At 59.6% G+C, this 25,586-nt stretch carries 20 protein-coding genes; all 20 read right to left on the bottom strand.

Features of this window, described 5'->3' with window-relative positions:
• The 20 genes from BLU24_RS01840 to tssC all read right to left on the bottom strand — a co-directional run bounded on the left by BLU24_RS01840 (position 1) and on the right by tssC (position 25,572).
• Positions 1 to 2,706, bottom strand: coding sequence for a hypothetical protein (locus BLU24_RS01840; RefSeq protein ID WP_093096889.1), 2,706 nt, complete (start codon positions 2,704 to 2,706; stop codon positions 1 to 3).
• 51 nt (positions 2,707 to 2,757) lie between these two features.
• Positions 2,758 to 4,800, bottom strand: a complete 2,043-nt coding sequence (locus BLU24_RS01835; RefSeq protein ID WP_093096884.1) for a type VI secretion system Vgr family protein — start codon at positions 4,798 to 4,800, stop codon at positions 2,758 to 2,760.
• 28 nt (positions 4,801 to 4,828) lie between these two features.
• On the bottom strand, positions 4,829 to 5,830 hold the full coding sequence (locus tag BLU24_RS01830) for a serine/threonine-protein kinase (RefSeq protein WP_093096879.1): 1,002 nt from the start codon (positions 5,828 to 5,830) through the stop codon (positions 4,829 to 4,831).
• Positions 5,827 to 6,555 (bottom strand): PP2C family protein-serine/threonine phosphatase, encoded by a 729-nt coding sequence (locus BLU24_RS01825; protein WP_093096874.1) that lies wholly within the window; start codon positions 6,553 to 6,555, stop codon positions 5,827 to 5,829. The genes BLU24_RS01830 and BLU24_RS01825 overlap by 4 nt, the downstream gene beginning before the upstream one ends.
• Entirely contained in the window at positions 6,555 to 10,094 is a 3,540-nt protein-coding gene (gene tssM / locus BLU24_RS01820; RefSeq protein ID WP_093096870.1) for a type VI secretion system membrane subunit TssM, read from the bottom strand. The genes BLU24_RS01825 and tssM overlap by 1 nt, the downstream gene beginning before the upstream one ends.
• Positions 10,095 to 10,107: 13 nt before the next feature.
• Positions 10,108 to 10,983, bottom strand: a complete 876-nt coding sequence (gene icmH / locus BLU24_RS01815; protein WP_090287580.1) for a type IVB secretion system protein IcmH/DotU — start codon at positions 10,981 to 10,983, stop codon at positions 10,108 to 10,110.
• A 5-nt stretch (positions 10,984 to 10,988) separates the two neighbouring features.
• Positions 10,989 to 12,320, bottom strand: a complete 1,332-nt coding sequence (gene tssK / locus BLU24_RS01810; protein ID WP_090287582.1) for a type VI secretion system baseplate subunit TssK — start codon at positions 12,318 to 12,320, stop codon at positions 10,989 to 10,991.
• A gap of 2 nt (positions 12,321 to 12,322) precedes the next feature.
• Positions 12,323 to 12,823, bottom strand: coding sequence for a type VI secretion system lipoprotein TssJ (tssJ, locus tag BLU24_RS01805; RefSeq protein ID WP_090287584.1), 501 nt, complete (start codon positions 12,821 to 12,823; stop codon positions 12,323 to 12,325).
• Between the two features lie 5 nt (positions 12,824 to 12,828).
• Entirely contained in the window at positions 12,829 to 14,025 is a 1,197-nt protein-coding gene (gene tagH, locus BLU24_RS01800; protein ID WP_093096865.1) for a type VI secretion system-associated FHA domain protein TagH, read from the bottom strand.
• Positions 14,026 to 14,043: 18 nt separating this feature from the next.
• Complete coding sequence (locus BLU24_RS01795; protein WP_003229566.1) at positions 14,044 to 14,184, bottom strand: hypothetical protein; 141 nt, start codon at positions 14,182 to 14,184, stop codon at positions 14,044 to 14,046.
• 93 nt (positions 14,185 to 14,277) lie between these two features.
• On the bottom strand, positions 14,278 to 15,798 hold the full coding sequence (locus BLU24_RS01790) for a sigma-54 interaction domain-containing protein (RefSeq protein WP_093096860.1): 1,521 nt from the start codon (positions 15,796 to 15,798) through the stop codon (positions 14,278 to 14,280).
• 10 nt (positions 15,799 to 15,808) lie between these two features.
• Entirely contained in the window at positions 15,809 to 18,466 is a 2,658-nt protein-coding gene (gene tssH, locus BLU24_RS01785; RefSeq protein ID WP_093096855.1) for a type VI secretion system ATPase TssH, read from the bottom strand.
• Between the two features lie 11 nt (positions 18,467 to 18,477).
• Positions 18,478 to 19,485 (bottom strand): type VI secretion system baseplate subunit TssG, encoded by a 1,008-nt coding sequence (gene tssG, locus BLU24_RS01780; protein WP_093096850.1) that lies wholly within the window; start codon positions 19,483 to 19,485, stop codon positions 18,478 to 18,480.
• Positions 19,449 to 21,236 carry a type VI secretion system baseplate subunit TssF gene (gene tssF, locus BLU24_RS01775; protein ID WP_093096845.1) on the bottom strand — a complete coding sequence of 596 codons (1,788 nt, stop codon included), beginning with the start codon at positions 21,234 to 21,236 and terminating at the stop codon, positions 19,449 to 19,451. The genes tssG and tssF overlap by 37 nt, the downstream gene beginning before the upstream one ends.
• 69 nt (positions 21,237 to 21,305) lie before the next feature.
• A complete protein-coding gene (locus BLU24_RS01770; RefSeq protein WP_093096840.1) occupies positions 21,306 to 21,728 on the bottom strand; it encodes a hypothetical protein in 423 nt (140 codons plus the stop codon).
• A gap of 7 nt (positions 21,729 to 21,735) precedes the next feature.
• Positions 21,736 to 22,149 carry a hypothetical protein gene (locus BLU24_RS01765; protein WP_093096836.1) on the bottom strand — a complete coding sequence of 138 codons (414 nt, stop codon included), beginning with the start codon at positions 22,147 to 22,149 and terminating at the stop codon, positions 21,736 to 21,738.
• Between the two features lie 52 nt (positions 22,150 to 22,201).
• Complete coding sequence (locus BLU24_RS01760) at positions 22,202 to 23,131, bottom strand: DUF6402 family protein (RefSeq protein WP_093096831.1); 930 nt, start codon at positions 23,129 to 23,131, stop codon at positions 22,202 to 22,204.
• Between the two features lie 12 nt (positions 23,132 to 23,143).
• Complete coding sequence (locus BLU24_RS01755; RefSeq protein WP_083353839.1) at positions 23,144 to 23,668, bottom strand: PAAR domain-containing protein; 525 nt, start codon at positions 23,666 to 23,668, stop codon at positions 23,144 to 23,146.
• Positions 23,669 to 23,679: 11 nt separating this feature from the next.
• The gene (gene tssE / locus BLU24_RS01750; protein WP_093096826.1) at positions 23,680 to 24,087 is read right to left on the bottom strand and encodes a type VI secretion system baseplate subunit TssE; all 408 of its coding nucleotides are present in this window, start codon (positions 24,085 to 24,087) and stop codon (positions 23,680 to 23,682) included.
• A gap of 9 nt (positions 24,088 to 24,096) precedes the next feature.
• Complete coding sequence (gene tssC, locus BLU24_RS01745) at positions 24,097 to 25,572, bottom strand: type VI secretion system contractile sheath large subunit (protein WP_016772499.1); 1,476 nt, start codon at positions 25,570 to 25,572, stop codon at positions 24,097 to 24,099.
• Between the last annotated feature and the right edge of the window lie 14 nt (positions 25,573 to 25,586).

Below are 25,586 nucleotides of genomic sequence, written 5' to 3'. Positions count from 1 at the left end.
TTAATTAATATTCATGAGTGCAGCAAGTGCTTGAAATCTAGTATTCCTGTCCGCGTATCCGTTTTGGCCGCCATTCACCATTTGTGTTACGTCCGCCACACTTCCTGTCTTGGCGACCTCGCACAACTTAGTGCCTCCCTGACCAGTTTTCGTGAACCAGAATACGAACGCAGACTCAACACCGTATTCGGTCGACGAAACCAGAAGATCCGGGTTTGCCACAAAATCCTGAATATCCGACGGGTTGCGTTGATTATGTACGTTAGTAAACCGTTGATATTCCGACTTCCCCGTCACCTGCAACATTCCGCGGCCGCGGTATCGATAGCCATCTCGACTAGCCTCATTGCCATTACCCATTCGATCGGCGTAGACGTAACTGGCAAGATTTTCAGGATTTAGCGCGTAATGACTTGTCTCTGTCCACAGTTTGCTTCTCAACACACCAAAATCACAGCTATCCGTCTGCTCATTATAGCCATTCACTTTATTATGGTATCTGCATCCATAAGTCTTTTTCATTTGCCGCGCGCTAAACCTCAAACCTTCTTCGACAACTCTGAATTGACTTTCATGACCAACTTGAGACAGAAAATGCGCAATAGCCTTTGGTTGTTCAAGCTTATACGCCAAAGCATATTTATTGAGATAGGGTAAAATATTGGCGTGATGCGCCTCCTCTCCTGCTGGATTAGCAGCCCGAAGCATCTCTAAGGTAATAAGATCACGTGGTGCAGTAAAATTCCCGATAAGCGCAATAGGGTGAATATGCCGAACATTAGTATCACTGGTAATTCCATGCTGCCCGGCAAGCTTGTCCCACCAGCTCAACTTCTTAATTCTTGCCTTTTCTTCAATCCATTCACCATGTGGCTCTGATTCACTATGGCCCATCAACTCATCCAGAGAATCCCATTTTTCTTGTTTGAATTGCCACTCATTTTCATAGCGTGTAACCATCTGAGAAATCGGCTGTGCGAACCAAGGTTTACTCAACGCCTCTTTTATTTCCGAAGGCGTGAGTTTTTTATCGCCGTTTCTGTCTAGAATTTTGTAAAGATTTTGCTTTGTAGATCCATCTTCGGCATTGCCGATATTAGGCTGGTAGTTAGCTTGCTCTTCCTCACTAAGACCTTCCTGTGCGTGAAGAAACGCGGCCAAATGATCCACGTTACTACCAGCCTCATCTATAAAGCTGAAACCCTCCCACTCAAATGGTGAATGGCGTGACAACGCAGTATCCGGCTCTGCAAACCAACCGCTGATTTCATTCCCTTCGGCATCCCCCAGCAACCCGTCCAGACGCCACCAAAGCGTATAGGTAGTGGTTCCACCCATGACAACAGGAACCTTTATCTTTTTTTCCGCGGGTAGCGCTTCCAATACCCCGACAGGGACAAAGAAGTCATATCCAACTTTTTTGTGGGGATCCGTCACCTTCGGAGGATTTGTTGCGCTCATTCCTTGCGTGTGAGTAACCAACACGCTGTCTTTTGGAATTTTTACGAGCGTTTTTCCTGCGGCAGGCATTCCCGCAGCTTTCTCTTTACTCAGTTCGGTAAATGCCTTTACGTCTTCGCAGCTAAACACCTCAACGTGCAATAGATTCTTTGGGGCCGAATCCGAATGGTTTTGATACTTCCCCACATGACCGATCAGACTCCCCGCCGAAATCGGGAATGGAGTTGTCAGGATATGCACAGCGTCCTTTTCGGCAGGCTCACTTTTGGCTTCAAGTTGCCCCTCCCAGACATAACCGAGCACTTCAGCAGGAGCCAACGGTGGAACAGCATTCCCGCTGACAATTTCCAACAGTTTCTGGTATTTGCCACGCGTCCCGTCGCTCCCGATCCTGACTTGCGTGCCGTGGGGCAAAATGGCTTTTGCAGCGCCTGACTGGCTCGCAGTAGCACGAACAACGAGACCTTTCTGAGGTGGATTCATCGGGTCTTTTGCAGCGGTACCAATGACGTAAGTGTTCGGTGTCGAACCGGCTGTCATCTCTCTCTTGAATACCCAGCCTGTTCCGGGCTGGAGGTCGGTATTAGCGGGCGTGACGCTGACCACCTTAAGCCAGCCGTTTTCTTCTTCACCCGTCTCGACGACCGTACCGCGGCTCAAAACCGTTAACACGGTTGCGTACCCTGACTTGCCACGCGGTTCCTGACGAACACGCAAACCCAGGATTTCGTCGTCAGCCGACGCTTTGACTTGCAACGTACCCCCACCCCAAAAGGGTGGTCGCGACAATGCTGGAGTTTCTTCGTAGTTCTTCCACTGCAACAAATGCATGTAAAGACTGAAAAAATTCAGGCTTGGACCAGCCGCTGGCGGCGAAGCGGGCGATCCAGCAGGAGCTGGGGGGGCTGGTTGCACCGGCGCTTCCAGTCGGTGTTTAACCAATACAAAACCGGTCGAAAATTCAGCCTCAGCCGTACCATAGGCGGATTTCGGGTACGTGCTGTCAATGCGATAAGCGACTACTTCACCGTCAGCGATGCATTTAACTTCCGCCAAGTCAGGTACCAAACCCGAGGCCTCATCGAAATGAACACCACCATGCCAAAGGCCATTGGCCCCCAACGGATAGAACCCATCTTTGGCATTGGCTAAAGCCTTATAAAACTGCTGCGGATCCGTCGCTCCTGCTGCCCCTACTTTCAAGGGATACGACCATTTTTCTACTTTCTTGGTTGTCTCTGTCATTACCAATTACCTGAATTCTGATCCCTGGTGGCTTGGATTGCCGTCGATGTCTTACCCGGAAAAATTGAGCATGCGCTTCGGTTTGCGTTTGATCTTTTCCTCAGACGCATTCCCCAACGCCTGATCCATCAAACTCCCCGCCTTATCCTTATCCGCCGCCCCCGGCAGCACCGGCGGTTTAATCCCGATGCCAGTCCCCGATCCCGCAGAACCACCCGCATTGATCTTGATCACCGGCCCAACCACCGTCACCCCACCGCCATCGAGCTTGATAAAGCTCCCACCCCCCAGAATGGTCAGCTCCGTCCCGGCCTCGATAACAATCTTGTCCCCAGCCTTGAGGTGAATCTCTTTCCCCACGCTGGTCAGCTGCGCCGTGCCCAGCTTCACATGCTGGTTCTGCCCAACCGTCAGGTGATCATCCAGCTTCGCTTCAACCTTGCGATCGGAAATCGTCGTCCGGTGTTCTTCAGCCTTCAGCTCGGTGTAGGTGTTCTTCACCACCGTGTCATGACGTTCATTGCCGACCCGAATCTTCTGGTCATGCTCAACGTTCTCATCCCAGTCACGCTGCGCATGAATGTAGATCTGCTCGGCGCCTTTCTTGTCTTCAATGCGAAGTTCGTTGTACCCACCGCCACCCGGTGAGCTGAGGGTTTTGAACACGCTGCGGGTCTTGTTCGCAGGCAAGGCATACGGCACCGGGTTTTCCTTGTGGTACAGGCAGCCGGTGACGAGGGGTTGGTCGGGGTCGCCTTCGAGGAAGGTGACGAGGACTTCCATGCCGATGCGCGGAATGCTGATGGCGCCGTAGCGGTCGCCGGCCCAGGCGCTGGAGACGCGCAGCCAGCAACTGGTTTTGTCGTCAGCGAGGCCTTCGCGGTCCCAGTGGAATTGCACCTTGATGCGGCCGTATTGGTCGCAGTGGATTTCTTCGCCTTTGGGGCCGGTGACCATGGCGGTCTGGCTGCCGAGCACGCGCGGTTTCGGGTGTTCGAGGGCCGGGCGGTAGAACACGTCCCACGGGGTGGCGAGGAAGGTGTTGCGGTAGCCCTGGTGGAAGTCGTCCTTGTTGTCGGTGGTGTCGCTGGTCACGCCTTCTTCGAGGACTTGCGGTTGCTTGCCTTCGTGGAAGATTTCGGTGAGCAGCCACAGATCATTCCACTCGCTGCGCGGGTGGTCGGACAGGGCCATGAAGTGGCCGCTGACCAGTTTGGTCTGGTCGCCGCGACCTTCGGCCTGGCGGTAGTCGGCGCGGTGGCGTTCGAGGGCGCGCTGGCTGAGGAACTTGCCGCGCGCGCGGTCGATGAAGCGGCCCGGGTAGTCGTAATCTTCCAGATCCGGTTCGGTGCTCTCGCCTTCGGGTTTGTACGCGGCTTCCATTTGCAGGCGCGGTTTTTCGAAGTCGTAGTCGCGGCGCGTGGTGCGGGTGGTGCGGGTTTCCAGGCGCAGTTTGAAGGCTTTGATCACCGGTTCGTCGGCAACCATGCCGCTGCCCTGTACATAAGCAGTCGGCTGGCCGAGGTCGGGGAACACGGTCTGGTCGTCGCCGAACACCAGCAGGTGAGCTTTTTCGCTGTGCTGGAAGTGGTAGTGAATGCCCTCTTCTTCGCACAGGCGCTGGACGAAATGCAGGTCGGTTTCGTCGTACTGCACGCAGTAGTCGCGATCCGGGCACGGCTGGCTGAGCTGGAAGCTGTAGGCGTTGCTCTTGATGCCGTGTTCGTCGAGGATCAGCGCGATGATTTTCGGCGCTGACATCTGCTGATAGATGCGCTGGTTGGTGCGGTGATGCAGGTATTGCAGTTGCGGCACGATCGACACTTTGTAGCGGGTCAGGCGCTTGCCGGCATCGCCCTGGGCGACGCGGTAGATTTGGCCGTGGATGCCCGAGCCCTGTGGGTCGAATGCGAGAAACGCCTGCTTGTGCAGCAGCTGTTCCAGATCCAGATCGGGGTTTTCGCTGACCAGTTCGAGGTCGAAGCGATACGGCTGGCTGATGCCTTCGGTGCCGGTGAACGACAGCACTTGCAGGTCGCCGACGTAGTCTTCGACCTTGAGGCTGAAGTGGGTTTCGTTAGCTGAGTTGAACATCGTGTGCTCCCTGTTCGAATGTCATCCGTTACGCCCGAAGTCGCAGACGTTGCAGCCAGGACGAAGTGGCGCCCAAGGCGTCACGCAGTTGTTGGGCAGTGATGGTGCGTTCTGCCGGGTTGAAGCTCAGCGCGGTTCGCAGCGCTTGCCAGCCTTGTTGGGGTAGATTTTTCGGTGCGTGCAGCTCGCGCTCCAGATGCTCGTCGCGGGCCTGGGTCGAGGGCAAGCGGCGGAACGGGTGTTTGCCGCTCGCCAGTTCATAGATCACGCAGGCCACGCCGTACACGTCCGCGCTGGCCGACAGTGGTTGGCCCTCAAGCAGTTCGGGGGCGGCGTAGCCCGGGGTCCAGGCGTTGAAGCGTTCACGGCTCAGGTGCGGCAAGCCGGGCAAGGTGCCCTGCTCTGCCTGACCGAGGCCGAAGTCGAACAGGCGCAGGCCGTCTTCGCTGAGCATGACGTTGCTCGGCTTCAGGTCACCGTGCAGCACGCCGCGACCGTGGGCGTAGGCCAGCGTGTCGAGCAGCGGCAGGACGATGTCACGCAGTTCTTTCCACGGCAGGCCGAGGGGCCGCTCGCAGAGCAATTTGTCCAGGGTCAGGCCACGCATGTATTCCATGGTGATGAAGGCCCGCTGGCAGTCGGTGTCGACTTCAAAGGTGTGCGCACGCACGACGTTGTCGTGGCGCAGGCGCCGGGTCAGGGCGAACTCGCTGTAGAGCAAGGCACTGGCGTCCGGCGATTCGGCAAATTCTTCGCTGAGGATTTTCAGCGCGATGTAAGGATCGGGATCACCAAACTGTTCGTGCAGCAGATCCCGCGCCCGGTAAACCGCGCCCATGCCACCGGCCCCGAGCAGACGCTCGAGGTGGTAGCGACCGGCGAGTACATCCGGCAGTGCGCCGATGCTGGCCTTGGTTGGCGCCAGCAACGGTTCTGCCTGATTACCTTTGGCAAAAGCGAAATAGGTCAGGTTGTTGGCCTGCTCTTCGCTGATCAACAGGTCATCGATGGGCGATTCGAGTTCACTCATTGGCGGACCACCACGGCAGTCAGGTTGTCACGCGCGGCGCCACGCAGGGCGCCGTCGAACAAACGTTCCAGCGCCACATGCGGCGCGCTGAGGCTGAGGGCGTTGCCGAGGGCATCGCTGCTCAGGCCTTGATACAAACCATCGCTGCAGAGCAAAAACGCATCGCCCGGATAGACCTCAAGTTCCAGCACATCCAGGGTCAGTGTTTCGGCGGCGCCGACGGCTCGGGTCAAGGCTTGAGCCGCCGGATGCGCTGCCGCTTGTTCGACGCTCATTTGTTGCTCGTCGATCAATTGCTGTTGCAGCGAATGGTCCTTGGACAGCTGATACAAACGCTGCCCACGCCACATATAGCAACGGCTGTCGCCGGCCCAGATGCAGGCCGCGCGGTTGCCTTCCACCAACAGCGCGACGACGGTGCTGCCCATGATGCTGTCGTGACGCCCGGCGGTGACCGTCAACTCTTGCCCCAAACGCCGGTTCAGCCAGTGCAGGCACTGGCGAATGGCTTTGAGGCGTTCGTCGAAGTCCTCGTGTTGCGGCAGTTCAGCCAGACTGGCGACGATCAACTGGCTGGCGATGTCGCCGCCCTGATGACCGCCCATGCCGTCCGCGACCACCCACAGGCCATGCTGTGGCAGGTCGAGGAAGGCATCTTCGTTGCGCGCCCGCACCTTGCCCGGGTCGGTACGCGCCGCGCTGCGCCAGGCACTGGCCACCAGCATCAGAGCTGCACCGGCATACGGAAGGTGCGCAGCACGCCCATGTCGAACGGGTTCGGCGTGCGCTGGCTGGTCAGCAGGTAGTTGGCGCGCAGGCCACCCACATCGGCTTTCAATACCAGCACGTCGCGACCGGTCATGTACTCGGTCTGCATCAGGTCGAACAGACGGAACAGCGACCATGGGCCGGAGTTCTTCTCGATGCCGATCGGACGCCCGGCCATTTTGTCCATGACCAGACTGGTGCGGCCGTCTTCAGCGTCGGTCGGCCATTTGAACGACATCGGCAGAATCGGACCGTGGCGGTATTCCATGGTCTTGTCGCCGAACTTGAACTCGGAACGGCTCACGGCCGGGTCGAGGGTGTACGGCTCCAGTTTGAACTGCACGGTCGGTTCGGCCGGGTTGATCGAGAAGAAGCTCTGGCGAATCGTCAGGGCGGCGGCCATCTGATCAAGGTAAACCTTGGACACCGGCAGGCTGTGACCGTCGACGCTGCGCATGCGGTAGTTGCCCGGATCGCCGCTGACGAACGGACGCATGTAGTTGTCGAAGAAGCGGTCAACGATGCCTTGCGCCTTGAAGAACTCGCGGAAGTCGCTGATCGCCACGTCGCTGGTGCTGGTGGCGCTGAACGGATAACGCTTGCTGATGGTTTTGCCATACACGCTGTACAGCTCGTTCTGATAACGGCCGTTCAGGTATTGATAGGCATCGTTGAGCACCAGGCGCCACGAGTCTTCGGCCAGCACGTTGAACCACACGCTCAGCGGACGCGGCAGACGACCAGAGGCATTGCGCAGGTTGGTCAGCGCATCGCGCTGGCCGCTCATGCGGGTTTTCGCCAGTTCGAAGGCGGCTTGTTCCGGCGTGCTCGAACGGGCCAGGCCGGCCAGTTGCAGCTGCAGGTCGTTGAGCGCGCTCAGCGCAGGGGTCAGGTCCGCCGCCGGGCCGTTGTTGTCATCGAGCAAACGGTGCAACGGTTCGAAGCGGCGTTGCAGCGACTTCTTCGCGGTGTCCGGCAGGTTCTTGGCGACCTTCAGCGCCGAGGCCTTGTCCGCCACGGCAGACGCCAGTTTGCCGACCTTGCCCAGCTTGCCTCTTTGGTCGGCCAGCGCATCGGCCGCATCACCGGCTTCCTCGACCGGATCAGCCGTCGCTTCGAAGCGGGTGTTCTCGCGCACTTCGGTGAGCAGCGCCAGCACCGGCGAGTTGGCCGAGGTCAGGCCCGCCAGTTGCTCGGCGCCTTCACCGGCGTCGCTGATCGGCGGCAATGCAACCTGGCCAACCGCTTCGCTCCAATAGTTGGCGTAGTCGCGGAAGTACAGTTGCTCCAGTTCGACCATCAGGCGACGCAAGTCCATGTCGCTGATGCCCGCGCCTTCGCCCAGCACCCAGTTGTCGCGCAGGATGTCGGTGACCAGCGCCGAGCCCTGCACCGAGAAGTACTGCTGATAACCGCTCTGGGTGTAGAAGCCCGGAATCACGTATTCAGTGCCGATGAACAACGAGCCTTGCGGGCCGAGGTGCTGGCTGAAACGGTAGTCCGGCAGGTTGCGCGCCTGCTCGCGGAGCATGCGGTACACCACGGTCGCCAGCGATTCGCTGCGCAGGACCTGACGCGCCTGCGTCACCAACTGATCGTTCAGCGGATAGATGAACGGCTGCTTGAGCAAACGATCGAGGTGCGCATTCAGACCGTTCTGCACCGCGGTGTTGCCGGTGTAGCGCTGCGACCAGTCGGTGGCGATCCAGTCCTTGAGCCAGACAGCATCGCGGCGGTCCTTCATGTTCAGCATCAGGTACGCGCGCAGGCTGTTGAGCAAGCGATCGCGGTCCTTCATGTTGGCGCGGATCTGCCCTTCGAGCATGGTCGCTACCCGTGGCAGCAGTTGCGCTTCAAGCTCATGCTCGTAGGCTTGCTTGACCACCGGATTGACGTCTTCGCCCTGATACAGCCCACCGCGTTCGTGGTACGACACGTCGCCCTTTTTCGGGAACGCTTGGGTCGCGGCATAGCTGGTATCGAGGGTTTTCAGCACGCCCATGGCGTCATCGCGTGGCGACAGCGCCGAACGTTGCTGGGTCCAGTTCTGCGCCAGCGTGCGCAGGTTTTCCAGGCGCTCATAGTTGGCCGAGAAACCACCCGCCCAGAGCATGCCGAACAGGGCCAGCGCCGCCAGTGCGCCGACGTACAGCGCACGTTGACCCCAATGGATGCGGCTGCGCTCGCGCTTGTCGAGACCGGCCAGATCGGCTTCGGGGAAAATCACCTGGCTGAACAGGTGATGAATGAACCGCGAACGGCCGCTGCGCAGGGTCGGCAGCACACCGGCGTTCATGCCGAGGCTGGCGCCGATGCCGGCGGTGGTCGAATCCATTTCCTGGGTCAGGTGCGGCGCGCTGGTCAGGTAGAAACCGCGCAGTTGCGTGGCCCGCTGGTAACGGTTGCCGGTGAACGCCATGTCGACGAACAGGCACAGGCGCTCGCCGATCTGCCCGAGTTGATGCGGGAAGTCGAGGATGCGGCCACGGCGCTGGGTATCGCGCTCGGAGTGCATGCGCATGATTACTTGGCTGTTGAGACGACGCAGCAGCTCTTCGAACTCGTTGCGCAGCACTGCCACGTCGGTGCCGACCTGATCCTTGCGGAAACTGGTACCGAGGACCTGATCGCTTTCTTCGCGGGTCAGTTGGTCGAAGAACTCGTCGAAGCCGAGCAGCTTGTCGGCCTTGCTTAGAACCAGATACACCGGTACGTCGACGTGCAGTTTCTGATGCACGTCTTGCAGACGGCCGCGAACCTGACGGGCCAGCGTATCGATATCCTGCTCACTGCCGCCGAGCAGGGTTTCCACCGGGATGGTCACCAGCACGCCGTTCAACGGGCGACCGCGGCGACGCTTGCGCAGCAGCTCCAGCAGGGTGGTCCAGGCGTTGCCGTCGACTTCGGCGTCGGGCTGGGTCATGTAGCGCCCGGCGGTATCGATCAGCACGCCGTGATCGGCAAAATACCAGTCGCAGTGACGGGTGCCGAGGGTGTCGCGGGTCAGCTTGCGGTCGATCTTGTTGATCGGGAATTCCAGACCGGAAAAGTCCAGCAGGCTGGTCTTGCCAGAGGCCTGCGGACCGATCAGCAGGTACCACGGCAAGTCACTGCGCCAGCGCTCGCTGCGGCCGCGATACAGGCTCGAGGTCTTCAGGGTTTTCAGCGCGTCCTTGAAGCGCGCCTTCAACTCTTTCTGCTCTTCGTCGATCAGCTCTTCGCGGCGAATGCGGTCCTGGCCGTCTTCGCTGGCTTCCTCGGCTTTCTTGCGAATCCCGGCGCGCCAGCTGACGAAGACCATGGTCAGGCCCCAGATCAGGAACAGCACGGCGATGGTCAGCAGACGCGAGGTCGGGCTTTCCCAGAACTTGTAATCATCAACCGCCAACAATGGACCGGCGAACCACACCAGCAGCGCCAAAAACAGCACCAGCAGCAAGGTCCAGACCCAGGTCTGGCGCAGGAAGGCGCCGACTTTCTTGAAAAACTTTTTCATCACACGTCCCTGTTTACGGCTGCGACTGCGGTTGCACCGCGGCCGGATCAAGCGGCTGATAAGGTTGCAGAACGGTGTCGCGCTGCTCGCCCAGGACCCAGGCGAAGCCCGAGTACATCACCACCAGGCAGACCAGCGTGAACAGCACCACCATCCACGCCGGCACGATGCGCACCAGGTTGCGGCGCTGGTCGTTGAGGCCTTCCCAGTGCGGCGACAGCTCGCGCGGCACGTCGCCACGCAACTGACGGATCTGTCGGTACAAGGCATCGCGGATGCCTTCGAGTTCGAGCATGCCGCGCGCCTGCACGCGGTACTTGCCCTCGAAACCGAGGGACAGGCACAGGTACATCAGTTCCAGCATCGGCAGGTGCTTGACCGGGTTTTTCGACAGCCGATCGAGCAGCTGGAAAAACTTCTCACCGCCGAAGGTTTCGTTGTGGAAGCTGCTGAGCAAACTCATCTGCGACCACTCGCTTTCGTTGCCCCACGGCGTGGTCACGACAGCTTCGTCGACCACGGTGCAAAGCACGTAACGCGCGGCCATCACCTGGCTGCTTTCGGCGCCGTTGTGCAGGGCGCGCACTTCGAACAGCTTGAGCCCGGCGGTCAGGCGCTCGTTGAGCGCGTACAGGTCTTCGCGGGTTTCGCTGTGCTTGAGACGCACCACTTCCGAGAGCAGTTCCGACGAGGCCGCGACCAGCGAGTTGAGGCTGATGTTGAATGCCTCGGCCGGACGCAGGCGCGCGGCGTAGATCATGCGTTCTTCCAGTTGCTCGAAACGCGGCGGCGCGGCGAAGTCGGTCAATGGACTCGACGCCGGTCCGTGGCCCTGGCGATCGAGCAGGACGGTTTTGTCGTCCTGGCTGTAATCCGTTTCCTTGATCATGTCGGTCAGTTCCTGATGGCCCAGAATTTCAGTTCAAGATTGGCGAATTCGCCGGACACGTGGAACGCGAAACCGCCGGAGCGCTCCAGTTGTGCCAGGTCTTCGGAACTGAGTTCGAGAATGAAATAGGTTTTGTTGGAGTGGAACGCGATCTGCCGCGGGGCCACCGGCAACGGTTTGACCTTGATGCCCGGCAGGTGCAGGTTGACCAGTTGGCGAATGCGCTCCACCGGGCCGACCTTGAGGTGCGCCGGCAGACGCTGGCGCAGTTCTTCGGAGTCGCAGTCGGCACTGGCTGCCAGCACGAACGACGCCGAGCCGAGCAGTTTGTGGTCGTGCAACGGCGAAACGATGATGCCGTACTGACGCGCTTGCAGGATCAGTTCGATGGCGTGCTGTTCAAGCACCATCGACAGCACCTGACGAATCGCTTCCATCAGTTTGCGGAAGCTCGCGCCCTGATCGGCGTGGGAATAGCGGCTGTCCAGACGCGGGCGTTTGCTCTCGCCGGAGAAGGTCGCCAGATCGCCGAGCATGGTCAGCAGCGTGCGGTACAACTCCTCCGGGTGCACCTGCTCCAGCCCCAGATAGTGGCGCAGCAGCAGTTCGGTGCGGTTGATCAGTTGCAGCATCATGAAGTCGCCGACCTCGGCGCCGCCGACCTTGCCGTTGGAGCGAATCCGCTCGGCAATGGTGTCGCCACGGTGGCTGAGCATGCTGATGACTTCTTTCAGGCAAGACAGCAGATAGCTCGACGCGTGAGCCTGAATGTAGGTCGGCACGAAGTCCGGATCGAGGCTGATCACGCCGTCGGGCGTGGTGTCGAGCACGTCGCAGATCTTCAGCTTCACGTAGGCCTGATCGCTCTGCTGCTCGCCGAGCAACAGTTTGAAGTCCGGGCGACCGCAGCTGACCTGACTGGCCGAATCGTCGCCAGCGTTGGAGTCGGCAACTTCGGCGTCGTACGCGGTGTAGCGCGCGAGCACGTCGGACTGCTCCGGGCGACGGGCCTCGATGTGGTTGCCGGTAACCAGCGGCAGTGCCAGATAGATCGGCGTGTTGCCGGTGTTCGGCGGCACGTCCAGCGCCAGCGGTTCGGTGTTGCCACCGAGTTCGAACAGGCTGCCGTCCGGCAGGATCCCCGAGGCTTCACTGATCACCAGTTTGCCCATGTTGAGGAACTGCAGGTCGATTTCCAGATTGAGAAAACCCCAGGTGTAGCCACCGAGCAATTGCGTGCGGGTTTTCATCTGGTGATCGTAATAGCGATCGTTGTGCTGGAAGTGCTGCGGACGCAGCAGCATGCCTTCCTGCCAAATGACTTTATGGGTATTCATGTTCAGTCATCCGCCTTGGCGAGCACTTGATGGGTGTTACGGATGCCGGTCTGGTCCAGCGTCAGATCGACTTCGGTGACTTCCAGCGGCGTGATCTGAACCGTGTGGCGCCATTGGGTGTCCGGCAAGTCGCGGTAAGCGGCGAGAACGCCAACATAAAGGCTGCCCTCTTCCACCTTGAGCTTCATCTCCACGGTTTCACCCGGGCGCAGTTCCAGTTCTTCGCTGGCGACCAGATCCGGGTTGAGGGCTTCCTTGGCGCGTTCGTAGAGGCTGAAGAAATCAGCGTTCTCGAAGGTCACCGGGTGCTTGAGTTCGAACAGGCGCACGACGATCGGCGACGGCCGCCCGTTGAGATCCGGGTTGAGCTGATCGCTGCCGGTGAGTTTCAGGTTGATCTTGGTCACTTTCGAGTACGGCGACAGCGACGAGCAACCGGCGAGCAGCACCAGCAGAGTGAGCGCAGTCAGCGTCTGGAAAAAAGCGGTCGAGCGGCGAGACATGCGCATCATCCTTGGTGGTCGGTGTGAAGGGTGGAAATCAGGCGGATCTGTTCTTCGTAGGCTTGAGCAAAGTCGCGGGCCAGCAGGCGCTCGCTCCAGTCATCGTCCTGACGCAGCGCCTGGTGATAACGACCGAACGCTCTCCAGCGCCCGCCCGACGTGGCGATCAGTGGCTTGTTGTCGCGTTCGAAACGCAGGGTCAGCTGCTCCGGCGAGAAGTGCTCCAGCGTGCCGCGCACAGCGGCGCGGCTGGCGGTGAGCAAGGCCACTTGATGCGCCTGCAAATCACGGAACGCACGGGAGATCGCCTGTTCGGCCGGCAGTTGCCCGGGCTTGCTCGGCTGCAACAGAATCTCCAGCGCTTCGCTCGGGTCAACGGCGAATTTCAGCGGGTTCTTGTTGGTGCCTTGCACGGTGGTCTGGGCCAGACGCAATTCGTTTTTCAGCTCCGAGCGGGTGCGCAGGCTCTGCTGCAAACCGCCGACGCTCTGGCGCAACAGGCGCGCCGCATTGATCGCCATGGCCTCGCGTTCGTCGTGGCTGAGGCCTTTGACGTCGACACCCAGCGCAGCGCCGAAATGCTCCCAGAAACCGTCGGTCTGACGCTCGACGGCTTTCGGGGCCGGAGCGGGCTCGGGTTCGACCGGCGCGGCAATCAGCTCCGGAACCAGCAGGCTTTCCATGTCGATGCGCGCGTAGTCGGCACGCTGACGCGAATCTTCCGGTTTGGCCGTGGGCGCCAGCAGCTCGTCGATTTCCGAGTACACGCGCTCTTGCTGTTCAAGCGCATTGAGCGGATCGAGGTCGAGGAACGCGTCGTCCGGAATGATGCTGCCGGCAGCACGTGGACGGCCGACTTCACCGTCGAAGGTCGCCGGGTCGCGCACCAGCCGCGCGCGAATCTCGAAGTCGCCGAGAATGTAGGTGCTGCCGTGCTCGATGCGCACCGGCTCGCCCTTGTGCAGGCGCGCGTGGCTGCTGCCGTCCTGGACACCGTTGCTGCTGGTGTCGGTCAGGAAAAACGAGCCATCGCGGTAGCTGACAATCGCGTGGTGATTGGACAGGTGACGCTTGCGGTCAGGGATGATCCAGTCGCAGTCCTCGCCCCGCCCGATCACGCCGCCGGCCTGTTTGAAGGTCCGCTGGCACAATTCGGTGGGCACGAACTGCTTGGTGTTCAGCATTTCGAAAACCAATTCCATGTTTGATGCTCCTTGCGGTCACTTGCCGCGATTGACCGCTTGCGGATCACCCAACGGGCGATAGTCGTTGTCGTTGAATTTGTAATTGCCGCTACAGCCGCCAAGGCCGCATAGAACGACGAGGGTCAGCAGGACAGCGTGCCAGTGACGAACAGACATCAGAGGGTCTCCAGGTGTAGACAAAGCACAAAGCGCCGACCCTTGCGGGCGGCGCTGAAATAGATTTTTCGGGGCGGATCGATGCGTTTTTGCCTAGCCATCGAAATCCCCCAGATTGATGTTCAGACGGCCGAGCCGATACAGCAGCGTGCGCCGCGGCAGCCCCAGTTCGCGGGCGGCGAGAGTCTGGTTGCCGTCGTTCTTGCGCAAGCAATCGAGCAGCAAGGTGCGCTCGACCTGCTCCAGGCGTTCGCGCAGATTCAGGTGGCTGTTGTCCTCGAGGACCGGCTCCATGCGCAGTGCAAAATGCTCGGCGAGCAGTTCGCCGCCTTCGCACAGCAGCACGGCACGTTCAACCAACGCTTTGAGTTCGCGTACGTTACCGGGGAAGGTGTAACCCGACAGGTGTTCCAGCGCCGCGCTCGACCAGCGCACCGGATCACGCTGCAGGTAGGCACAGGTTTTTTCCGCGAAGTGTTGCGCCAGTTCGAGGATGTCGCCCTCGCGCTGCCGCAGGGCTGGCAACTCGATCGGAAATTGCGCGAGGCGGTAATACAGGTCCTCGCGAAACTTGCCCTCGCCGACCAGCGCCGCCAGATCGCGGTGCGTCGCAGCGATGATGCGCACGTCGATCTTGTGCGTGTCGTTCGAACCCAGCGGACGAATCTCGCCTTCCTGCAACACGCGCAGAATCTTCGCCTGCAACGACAGCGGCATGTCGCCGATTTCGTCGAGCAGCAGCGTGCCGCCATTGGCCGCATCGAACAGACCGGCGCGGTCGCGATCGGCACCGGTGAAGGCACCTTTGCGATAGCCGAACAGCTCGCTTTCAAGCAGGTTCTCCGGCACCGCCGCGCAGTTCTGCACGATGAACGCCTGGGAGCGGCGCGGGCCACAATCGTGGATCGCCCGCGCAACCACTTCCTTGCCAGTGCCGGTTTCGCCGCGCAGCAACACGGTGTACGGGCTGTGCAGGACTTTGCTGATCAGCGAATGGGTCTGGCGCATCGCTGCGCTTTTGCCGATCAGGCCGTAGCCGCTGATGCTCGGTACGCTGCGCACCGCCGTGGCCGATTCCGCCGATGGCTGACGCAGACGTTGCAGCAAATGCAACTGGCCGAGCACGAACGAACCGAGCTGACCGAGGGAATCGGCAAAGCCCTGCAAGTCGGTGCGGCGACGGCTGGCGCAGAGCAACAAGCCTTCAACCGCCTTATGGCTGTTGACCAGCGGCACGCACAGCAACGACTGCCAGGCGCTCGTGGTCGCCGGCAGAAAACTGGTCTCGTGCAAACTGCCGCTCAAATCGTCGAGGCACACCACGCGGTTCTGGCACAGGGCGAACTGCAGCAGCTGTTCACCGTTGTAATCGGCCGGCAAGCTCGCCGCCTGGCGCGGCTGCAGCGCCCCGTCGAGGCATTCGGCGTTCATCCCCAGGCAAGTGTGGGTGGCGTCGAGCAGGTACAGCTGCGTCAGTTCGCAACCGCTCAGCTCGGCCAGCCCGCGCACGAAGTCACCCAGCAGCGCAGCACCGTCCGCCGCCCGCGACAGACTGGCGAACTGCGCCAGCAACGCTTCGGCGTAGACCAGTGGCTGCGGCACTCGAGTGAACATCACACCCACCTCAGGCGAACTCGCACGTCACGCTGGCGTCGCCGTCGAGCGTGGCGTGCACGCGCTTGAGGCTTTCACCCGTGGCCATCGCATCGAGCAGACGATCGGCCACCAGCGGCAATACGTGCTGGTCGAGCAGATGGTCGATCAGGCGCGCGCCGCTTTCGCTTTGCGTGCAGCGCTCGGACAGGTGATCGACGAGGTTCTGGCACCAAGTGAAATCCAGCTGACGACGATTCAGGCGCTCGCCCAGACGACCGAGTTTGATTTCGATCAGCTCGCGCAGCACCGGGCCGCCGACCGGGTAGTAAGGCACCACTTTCATCCGCGCCAGCAGTGCCGGTTTGAAGTGTTTGCTGAGCACCGGGCGAATGGTTTCTTCGAGGACTTCCGCGGTTGGCCGCGCACCGTTTTCGCAGAGGTCGCTGATCTTGTCGCTGCCCAGGTTCGAAGTCATCAGGATCAACGTGTTGCGGAAGTCGATCTCGCGACCTTCGCCGTCGTTGGCCACGCCTTTGTCGAAGATCTGATAGAACAGGTTGAGCACGTCCGGATCAGCCTTTTCGACTTCATCGAGCAGCACCACCGAATACGGTTTCTGCCGCACCGCTTCGGTGAGCATGCCGCCCTCGCCGTAACCGACGTAGCCCGGTGGCGCGCCGATCAGGCGCGAAACGGTGTGCTTCTCCTGAAATTCGGACATGTTGATGGTGGTGATGAAACGGTCGCCGCCATACAGCAGGTCGGCCAGGGCCAGCGCGGTTTCGGTCTTGCCGACGCCGCTCGGGCCGACCAGCAGGAACACGCCGACCGGTGCGTCAGGCTTGTTCAGACCGGCAGCAGTGGCGCGCATCGAGCGATCCAGCGCGTGCACGGCTTGTTCCTGACCACGAATGCGCGTGCGCAGGTCGGTGGCGAAACTGGCGACCTTGGCGTTGTGTTCGCGGGCCAGTTGCGCCAGCGGCACGCCGGTCCAGGCGCTGATCACTTCGGCAACCAGACGCGGGCATACTTCGAAGCTGACCAGACGCTCTTTGACTTGTGCAGCGGTCAACGCCGTGTGGGTTTCGTGCAGCTGCGCTTCCAGCGCTTCGACGCTTTGGCCTTCTTCGACTTCGGCAGCGTGGGTTTCGATCACCGTGCCTTCAGCGTCCTCCTCAACGCTGACCGTCGGCTCGACAGCCGCAGCTTCGCGGGCCTTGGCCAGTTGCTGACGCAATTCAAGCAGGCGCTCGGCCAATGCTTTCTGCTCGGTCCAAAGGGTTTCCAGCGCGACCATCTCGCTTTCGGCTTCGTCCAGACGCGCTTCCAGTGCCTCCAGCGCTTCGTGGTCGATCAGCAGACCGGCCTCGGCATCGCGGCGCAGGGCCTGGCGCTGACGGCCACCTTCAGCCAGTTCGCCACGCAGGCGCTCAAGGCTTTCCGGGGCGGCGGCGAGGCTGATGCGCACACGGGCGCAAGCGGTGTCGAGCACGTCGACGGCTTTGTCCGGCAGTTGCCGTCCAGCCAGATAACGCGCGGACAATTCGGCCGCAGAAACCACTGCGTCATCACGCAGGTAGATGCCGTGGCTCTTCTCGTAGACCTGAGCCAGGCCACGCAGAATGGTCACTGCTTCGCTGACGGTCGGTTCGTGCAATTGCACGGGCTGGAAACGACGGGCCAGTGCCGGGTCTTTCTCGAAGTATTTCTTGTACTCGGCCCAGGTGGTCGCGGCGATGGTGCGCAGTTCGCCACGGGCCAGCGCCGGTTTCAGCAGGTTGGCCGCGTCGGAGCCGCCAGCGTTGCCGCCCGCGCCGATCAGCGTGTGGGCTTCGTCGATGAACAGAACGATCGGTTTCGGCGAGGCTTTGACTTCGTCGATCACGCCTTTCAAACGACGCTCGAATTCGCCTTTGACGCTGGCGCCGGCCTGCAACAGGCCCATGTCCAGCGAGAGTAATTCAACGCCTTTGAGCACCTGCGGCACTTCACCGGCGGCGATACGCGAGGCCAGACCTTCAACGATGGCGGTTTTACCGACACCGGCCTCACCGACCACGATCGGGTTGTTCTTGCGGCGACGGGCAAGGATGTCGACCATCTGGCGGATCGCGCCGTCACGGCACAGCACCGGGTCGAGTTTGCCGTCGCGGGCCTGCTGGGTCAGGTTGTGCGTGAAGCGCTGCAACAGCGATTCGCCTTGTGCGGCAGGTTTGCCATTGGCCGCCGGTTGTTCCTGTTGCGACAGGGCAAATTCCTTCAGGCGATCGATGTTCAGCTTGGCGAGCAGCGGCTGATAACGGCTGCCCGCGTAGCGCATCGGGTTGCGCAGCAAAGCCAGAATCAGTGCGGCATCTTCGACCTGGGTCTGGCCCAGTTCAAGGTTGGCCACCAGCAGTGCGTCTTGCAGCCACTGCACCAGTTCCGGAGCGAACACCGGGTTGCGCGAAGCGCTGTGCTCGACCCGCGATTGCAGCGCGGCGCTCAGCTCACCGGCATCGACGTCGGCATCCTGCAAGGCGCGCGACAACAAGCCGTTCTGACGTTCCAGCAAGCCCAGCAGCAGGTCTTCGACGAGAATCTTGCTGCCGCCCCGGGCCACGCAACGCTCGGCCGAACGCTCCAGATCACGACGGGTTTCGGCGTCCAGCGCCTGGATGAGTTGTTGCAGGTCTACGTTGATCATGGCTCACGTCCTTAATGAATTTTGCTGCCCAGGGTCACCACGCCGTCCGCTTTCTCGCGGCCCAGCCAGCTGGTCCAGCCGAGGCGACAGGCGTTCTGTTCACCGATGCGCAGTTCGCGGATTTCTTCCTGGCGCAGGACCAGGCGAATGTCGTAATCGAGCGGGTCACGCAGGGTGAACCGCACCAGCGCGCAGAGCGGCTGGTAACCGAAACCGATCGGCAGGAATTCGTGGAAGCGCTGCCAGTCGAGTTCGGTGATGTGAATGCGGAATTTGCCGCTGCGGTCGCGCACGTGCTCGCCGAGCACCAGGTCTTCGCCGAGCACGCTGTTGGCGCGGCCCAAACGATTGCGCTGCTCGTCAAGAATTTCCACGCGGCGCTCGATGCACTGCTCGATGACCAGGTCTTCGTGCTTGAAGTAGTAACGCAGCACGGCTTCGATCAGCGCCGCCGAGTGCGCCCGCAGACTGAGCAGGCCGAGGTACGGCAGCAGGCGTTTCCAGTTCAGTTCCTTGGCCTTGCGGATTTCGTCGCCGCCCAGGCCGATCAGCGCGAACAACTGCGCCGAAAACGGATCGACCGCGCCGCTCTGGAAGCTTGCGCGGTAGCGGTACTTGCGCCAGATCGGCAGCATCAGCCGTTGCAGGCGATGGTGGAACAGGTCGAGGAAATTGCGTGTCGGGTTGCCGTCCTCGCTGTCGCCCAGCGCCTGCTCGCCGTAGAACGCCGGCAACGGCGAACCGGAGCCGACCAGACCGATCAGGTTGAAACGCATGCGCGCGCGCATCTTGCCGTGCTCTTCGAAGAACTCGACGCGATCGACGTCGCTGCGCGGGAAGCCCAGGCTCGGGTTGGCCTGAAACTCGACCTGATCGTACAGATCGTCTTCGCTCAGGTGCGGGTGGGCCTCGCGCAGCCGGTCGATCACCAGCAGCACGGCCTGAAACAGCGAGTACTCGCGTATTACCTTGGTCAGCCCGCTTAGAGCAGGGGCTGCAGGCCCATACGTGGTGTCCATTGGTACACCTCTCCCTGTGTGCTTTTTACCCGCAGCTCATGGAATGAATTGAGACTGGCGTAAAGCGCGAAAAACTCGTTGAGAACCGAAGCGAAAACGAACAGGTCGCCTTCGCCGATATAGCCTTCCGGGTCGATGGTCAGTTCGGTGCGCAAGCCGCGCACCGGCAGGCCGCGATGCAAGCGGTCGACGTGGTGATGTTTGATGTGCTTGAGGCCGCCGAGCAGGCGTTTGCTGACCTTCTCTGCGTGCTGGTCGTAGTAGCGCGGCAAGTCGTAGGTTTCCAGAATCACCTTCAACGCATTGACGTCGGCCAGCGACAGATAGTTAAGCGACATGTTGCTGATCAGCTTCCACAGGAAGTCGCGATTCAGTGGCGGCGCGAAACTCGGGGTGGCCGGGGTGATGTTGCGGAAACTCAAGAACTCCGGCGTCTCTTCGCAGGCCATGCAGATGTCGCCGAGCTTGAGCTTTTTCGGCAGGTTCTGGTTGGTGCACATCAGCTCGATCGACAGGGTTTCGTGGGCTTCGGTGTGGCGGATGCCGAAGCTCAGGTAGGTGTCGAGGCCGTCGTGCAGCAAGGACGAACGCTGGCGGATGCTGTAATGCGGGCGGCTGTTGGGCACGTCGAAACTCGGGTCGTGCTCGAACGATTCGAACGGCACGTACTCCTGATAACCGAGGCCGCCGGGCTTCCAGCCGGTCACGGTTTCCACCGAGAACACACCGCAGTTTTCCAGGTCGTATTCCGCCGGCAGCAGCAGGTATTCGTCCTGCTTGCCGTCGAGACGGATCGGCAGTGCATCGTGGGCAAACAGGTTGGCAATCGGCGTGCAGAACAACTTGACGTTATCCAGCGTCGGACGCATGCGCATGATGCCGCTCTTGCGAATATCAAAACGCAGTTCGAGGCCGCGCATCTGCTTGAGCGTGTCTTCCGGCAGCGCCTTGAGAATGTCGAGGCCATTGACGTCGACGAAGAGGAATTTGTCCTGGAAGGCGAAGTATTCCTGCAGGTAGCGATAGCCACGGAAGGTGTTCAGCGGATAAGGGATCAACGCTTCTTCTTCGGCAAAGCCCACCGGTTTGACCCGGTCGCCGGGAATCTTGAACGCCATCGGCTTGCCGCTGACACCATCGATCGGCTTGCCGGCGCCGTCGAGCGGGATCAGCTCGATGCCGTCGAGGTTGCGCAGCAGGCTCAGGTACAGCATCTGGCTGATGTAGCGCTCACCGGCAAAGTGCAGGCGCAGTTTGCTCAGTTCCAGCTCGCCGAGGTGGCCGTCGGCACTCATCTCCAGGCGCAGACTGAGCAGCGAGCCATCGCCCTTCACCGAATAATTCAGCGCCGCCAGATCCAGCGGCAGCACTTCGGTCGGGTAGCAGGTGCGGAAACGGCAGCGCACGTCTTCGATCGGCTTGCTTTCGATCGGTGTATCGCGCTCGACCAGCAGCGCCGGCCCGGAACGCTTGAGCGGGTCGAACTGCAAAATGCTGAACGCCGGCAGCGGGCGCATGTAATTCGGCCACAGCAGCTGCATCAGCGAGTGGCTGAGTTCCGGCAACTCGTCATCGAGCTTCTGGCGCAGGCGCCCGGTCAGGAACGCAAAGCCTTCGAGCAACCGCTCCACATCCGGATCCCGCCCGGCCTGCCCCAGATACGGCGCCAGCGCCGGACTACGCTCGGCGAAACGGCGACCGAGCTGGCGCAGTGCGGTGAGTTCGCTTTGGTAGTAGTGGTTAAAGGACACGGGGTACCTGCCTGGTAGTGGAGCTCATGGAAATACCGACCTGTGGATTACGTTCGACGCCCGACTTGGTCATTGGATGGCACCTGCAGGCCGACTTGGCTGAATGCGACCTGTGATGTTTCGCAAAGCCCAGCGCAACTCGATGACTTGAGTGGTGAGGATCGCCAGCAACGTGACGCAACCTTGGGCCACGCCGTAGAACAGGGCTCTTAACGGGTTGTCGGGTAGCATCCAGAGCAGGATGAAGCCCACCATCAGAAAAAGGATGACCAGCTTGGCAACCAGATTTGGAGTCAGCGCAACGATCAGATTGACGCTCAGAAAAATGTAAAACAGTGCGTAAGTCGCAATGCCGATGGCGACGCCATGGGAGGTAAATCCGCCGTTAAAAAGCTTGTAAGCATGCACAACCGCGTAATTCAAAAATGCATAAGCCACGCATCCGAGGGCGTGGGTTAATAAACATAGGGCGAGACGGACGTAGCTGTTCATACTGCTATCAGTTTTCCAGAATCTCGTAGGGTGTATTACTGATGAAAATATTCAGCCAGCTTTCTTCCCATTGCGGCATGGAAATTACAAAAGCCTTATCTTTCTTTTCGAAGGCGATCCAAGTAATTCCAACCTCAGCATCATCTTCAAATGTACGCATGTCCAATGACTGAGTATCATACAGCGGGGTTCGATATATCTTTCCTGGCTCTTTTGTATCGATAACTCTTAAATACGCCATACCACCAAGCATGAAGATCCTGCCGACACGTACATTCTCAATTGTGTAGCGGCCCGAGGGACTAGCTGTAGTTGTACTTGCAGGATAGTCCAGCATTGCGTTCAAGCAATAAACGAGCGACGCAATAAACACCAAGAGCAAACTGATAGGCACTAGCCATTTCTTTTTAAGCGTAGTCATTTTTTCGCCACACCCAGTTCGACAGCGGATTGTACATGAGCAAAAATGCGCATCATTTATTCCAAACATTAATAACTGTCGCGGGAACGTTTTGATATTGAACATCAGACAGAACCTGGAAATCACCGCCTTTTTTAAATTCCATCCGATATTTTACAAAGTGAGAATTTGTAATATAGAAATAACGCGAGCTCTCTATTTCCCTAAACATCGCCTGAGAATCTTCCGCACTGATATAGGGGTTTGAAGCGATGTCTGACTTCATCTGCGCTGCACCGGCATTTGCGGTGGCCGCATAGGCAGGGTTGGCTATACCATCAAAGTTCCAGAACCCCAATGGCTGACTGAAATTGTCATCCGGTGAGTCATTGAAGTCATACGCGTCCTCAGCATAAAACCCAATTCGCTCCACAAACAGCTGAATGCTATCTACGGAAATCACCAGTTTTCCTTCTGGAAATACGCGGACATTAAAGTTTGCCAGCGCAGCTCGCAACTCATCAGTTTTCTCTATCAGGCCAAATTTAACTGCTCGATTATTACTGTATCCAAACTCTTCAACCTTCCTAGCGCTCGCAAACTTAAAAGGATAGACACCCGGCGCCGAGCCAAGATACTTATCTTTAATCTTCTTGCTTATATTATTACGACCTGCAGTATTATCCCAAGCAGACTTGAGCTCTTCAATGACAGCTTTCGCAGGTTCAAACTGCATCAACCAGTCCATTTTTACGATAGTGTCATTCACGTAGGCGATGTCAGCAAGAGCAATATGGTCTTTGACCTCTTTACTCATCGCACCATCGGCGGTTGGCCATGGCGCGCCATCAAACCAGTGGCGCATAAGCTTCGCAGCAACTGGCCATTTCATCTTATCCATCGCATCAGGTATGTCTGTGATTTTGAATTGACGGACAGCTGCAGACTTACCAGTTTGGTTACTGGCCGGCGTCAGACTTGATGCTATTTTCGTATCCGCCATAACAAAATCCTTTTATCCAATTACGACTTCAGATTGCTGTTCAATAGTCAACTCATAGGACTCCGCTATAGAGGACGAGATTTTTTGCGTCTTCCCGTCGGCTCCCGTGACCCCACTGATAACTTTCCCCGAGGCTGTTTTGAAGCTGTATGCCACTCCCGCCAGTGGCTTCCCAGAGTCCTGACAATTGATGACGTAGTGCTCGTTAAACGGCCATTTGATCTCTACCGGCAACGGCGGCACAAACGGCGCCGGCGAATGCGAATTGCCGATAATCACCGTCCCCGATCCAGCCGTTACTTTATTGCCATGAGATCCAACCGAACCGACCGTGGCAGCCGGTTTTCCGTTGATCAACACGGTAGTGGCAAGATCGCCGACCAACGCACCACCACACGCCGAGGCATCGCCTTGGCGGGCGGCCGCGAGGCCGTCGAAGAACACGTCGCCGGAACCGGCGGCGATCGGGTTGGTGCCGTGGCCGGGGAGCGGGCAAGCGGTGGGGTCGGATACGCGTGCTGCGGGTTTGCCAGACATCGGGGATCTCCTTAGGTGACCTTGACTTGACCGCTGCCATCCAGGCGCGCGGAAAAACTGACCTGACGCTTGAACCCTTCAACTTCCAGCAAACCTTCGATACTGAAGGCCAGGCGAAGCTGATCGTGGTCACGCGGCAGGGAAATGACACGCACGTTGCTCAGACGCGGTTCGTAGGCTTCGATGAAGCTTTCGATGGCCAGGCGGGCCTGACTCAGCGAGTCGTGCAGGCTCAGGCGCATGTCATTGAGATCGGGCAACCCGTAGTCGGCCAGCGTTTGCACGCTGCCGGCCCGGGTGCTGAGCATTTTGGCCAGATGGGCAGCCACCGACGCCATGGCAGAAGCCTCGAGGCTCTTGCCATTGCGTAGTTGTGCGTCGCCGTTGAGGCGTTCGAACAGGCTGCCGTATCCGTCCATGAGTCGCTCTTACTCTTTGTCCAGCTTGCCAACCAGCGACAGGGTGAAATCGGCACCCATGTACTTGAAGTGCGGACGCACGTTCAAGCTCACGCGGTACCAGCCCGGCTCGCCTTCAACGTCGCTGACGATCACTTGCGCTGCGCGCAGCGGACGACGGCCACGCACTTCGGCGCTCGGGTTTTCCTGGTCGGCGACGTACTGACGGATCCACTTGTTCAGTTCCAGCTCGAGGTCGGTACGTTCTTTCCACGAACCGAGTTGCTCGCGCTGCAACACTTTCAAGTAGTGAGCCAGGCGGTTGACGATCATCATGTACGGCAGCTGGGTGCCGAGCTTGTAGTTCAGCTCTGCCGCCTTGCCTTCTGCGCTGATGCCGAAGAACTTCGGCTTCTGCACCGAGCTTGCGGAGAAGAACGCCGCGTTGTCGGAGCCTTTGCGCATGGTCAGGGAAATGAAGCCTTCCTCGGCCAGTTCGTATTCACGACGGTCGGATACCAGAACCTCGGTAGGAATCTTGGTTTCGATTTCGCCCATGCTTTCGAAGTGGTGCAACGGCAGGTCTTCAACCGCACCACCGCTCTGCGGGCCGATGATGTTCGGGCACCAGCGGAATTTGGCGAAGCTGTCGGTCAGCTTGGTGCCGAACGCGTACGCGGTGTTGCCCCACAGGTAGTGCTCGTGGCTGTTGGCAACGGTTTCCTTGTAGACGAACGATTTGACCGGGTTTTCTTCCGGGTCGTACGGGTTGCGCAGCAGGAAACGCGGCACGGTCAGGCCAACGTAGCGGGAGTCTTCCGAGGTACGGAAGCTCTGCCATTTGGCGAATTGCGGGCCTTCGAAGTGGTCTTTCAGATCTTTCAGATCCGGCAGGCCGGTGAAGCTTTCCAGGCCGAAGAATTTCGGGCCGGCGGCAGCGATGAACGGCGCGTGAGACATGCACGAAACGCTGGCCACGTACTGCATCAGCTTGACGTCTGGCGAGCTTGGCGACATGTAGTAGTTGGCGATGATCGCGCCCACAGGCTGACCACCGAACTGGCCGTATTCAGCGGTGTAGATGTGCTTGTACAGGCCCGACTGCATGACTTCCGGCGAATCTTCGAAATCGTCCAGCAGGTCTTCTTTGGAGACGTTGAGGATTTCGATCTTGATGTTTTCGCGGAAGTTGGTGCGGTCGACCAGCAACTGCAGGCCACGCCACGACGATTCCAGCGCCTGGAAGTCCGGGTGGTGCAGGATTTCGTCCATCTGACGGCTGAGCTTGGCATCGATCTCGGCGATCATGCGGTCAACCATGGCCTTCTTGACCGGCTCACCGTTGTTCTGCGGCTTGAGCAGTTCTTCGATAAACGCCGACACGCCACGCTTGGCGATGTCATAGGCTTCGTCGTCCGGAGTCAGACGGGTTTCGGCGATGATGCTGTCGAGAATGCTGTATTCGCCGCTGGCGGCGCTCTTCTCTTGTGCTGCGCTAGTGCTCATTGTGTTGGCTTCCT

It is taken from the genome of Pseudomonas sp. Z003-0.4C(8344-21) (genome assembly GCF_900104975.1).
Classification (GTDB): Bacteria; Pseudomonadota; Gammaproteobacteria; order Pseudomonadales; family Pseudomonadaceae; genus Aquipseudomonas; species Aquipseudomonas granadensis.
Note: the sequence above shows the minus strand (reverse complement) of the source record. Positions and strands in the feature narration are given on the sequence as shown.